This window comes from Streptomyces sp. NPDC017943, assembly GCF_044328425.1.
In the GTDB taxonomy this organism is placed as follows: Bacteria; Actinomycetota; Actinomycetes; order Streptomycetales; family Streptomycetaceae; genus Streptomyces; species Streptomyces djakartensis_A.
Genome location: NZ_JBIRHH010000090.1, coordinates 1 through 1,265, shown reverse-complemented (window position 1 = coordinate 1,265; position 1,265 = coordinate 1). Strand labels below are relative to the sequence as shown.

General features: G+C 67.1%; 2 protein-coding genes. One reads left to right on the top strand and one right to left on the bottom strand.

Annotated elements, in window-relative coordinates; genetic code table 11:
* Window positions 1-35: 35 nt before the first annotated feature.
* A protein-coding gene (locus tag ACH4C6_RS36455) for an IS5 family transposase (protein WP_398112850.1) occupies window positions 36-904 on the top strand; the annotation gives its coding sequence in 2 pieces (ribosomal slippage) (window positions 36-398 and window positions 401-904; 867 coding nt in all).
* On the opposite strand, the gene ACH4C6_RS36450 is transcribed toward ACH4C6_RS36455, so the two are convergent.
* Window positions 870-1,145, bottom strand: a complete 276-nt coding sequence (locus ACH4C6_RS36450) for a DUF2750 domain-containing protein (RefSeq protein WP_398112849.1) — start codon at window positions 1,143-1,145, stop codon at window positions 870-872. The two genes, ACH4C6_RS36455 and ACH4C6_RS36450, sit on opposite strands and share 35 nt — an antisense overlap.
* Window positions 1,146-1,265: the final 120 nt, after the last annotated feature.

The following is a 1,265-nucleotide window of genomic DNA, read 5'->3' as shown; positions in this document are numbered from 1 at the left end:
ACAGCGGCTAACACAATGAGGTGGATCAGTCCTGGCTGCCGTGTCCGGGACGGGAGTTGAGCGTTCGGTCCGGTGTGGGGACGTCGCCGTGGATCGTGTCGGATGAGCTGTGGAACCGTCTGGAGCCGCTGCTGCCGCAGCGTGAGCGCAGGTTCCGGTATCCAGGCCGCAAGCCGTTGCCGGACCGGGCGGTGCTGTGCGGGATCTTGTACGTGCTGTACACCGGGATCCAGTGGGAGTACCTCCCCAGGGACCTGGGCTTCGGGTCGGGAATGACGTGCTGGCGCAGGCTGCGGGACTGGAACGAGGCCGGCGTCTGGCAGCGGTTGCACGAGGTCCTGCTGGCCGAACTGAACGCGGTCGCACGTCTGGACTGGTCTCGCTGCGTGGTCGACTCCTCGCACGTCAGGGCGCTAGAAGGGGGCAGCACACGGGCCCGTCGCCGGTCGACCGGGGACGAGCCGGCTCCAAGCATCACTTGATCACTGACGGACACGGCACCCCGCTCGCGGTCCTGCTGACCAGCGGCAACCGCAACGACGTCACCCAGCTCCTGCCCCTGCTCGACGCGATCCCGCCGGTCCGCGGCCGGGTCGGGCATCCTCGCCGGAAGCCGGACTCGCTGTTCGCCGACCGCGGGTACGACCACGACATCTACCGCGACCAGGTCCGCGTCCGCGGCATCGTGCCCGCGATCGCCCGCCGCGGCACCCTGCACGGCACCGGACTGGGCACCTACCGCTGGGTCGTGGAGAGGAGTTTTGCCTGGCTGCACGGCTTTCGACGCCTGCGCATCCGATGGGAACGGCGAGCCGACATCCACGAAGCATTCCTCAAACTCGCCTGCTGCCTGATCACCCACCGACAACTCAGGTCATTGTGTGGCCCGCCGATAGCCGGTTGAGAACTTCGTCGGGGGTGAAGCTCCAGCCGACCAGGCGCGCCCCGCTCCAGCTGATGCCAATCTTGAGCCCATCCCGGGCGGCGTCGGGCAGTACGTGATCACACCAGGTGTCCAGGCGCATGGACTCAACGCGGAGTCCATGCCCCCAGATCCTTGCTGCCCTCTGGGCGCGGGGTGAGGTCGACCAGAAGAAGACTTCGCGTGCCGTCCGCAGAGAGGTGTGTCGGGCTTCCGTTGTCATCCCGGACAAGCCACCACGCTGCTCTGGCGGACGTCTCGGAAGAATGCCGCCGCTTGCGAACCGCTCTGACTCATGGCCACCGAGCCTACCGTTCCCCAACACTCATTTCGTTAGAGGCTG

What these genes read in the sequence shown, in the direction of transcription:
- ACH4C6_RS36450 (WP_398112849.1), bottom strand. Translation starts at nt 1,145, where the DNA reads ATGACAACGGAAGCCCGACACACCTCTCTGCGGACGGCACGCGAAGTC.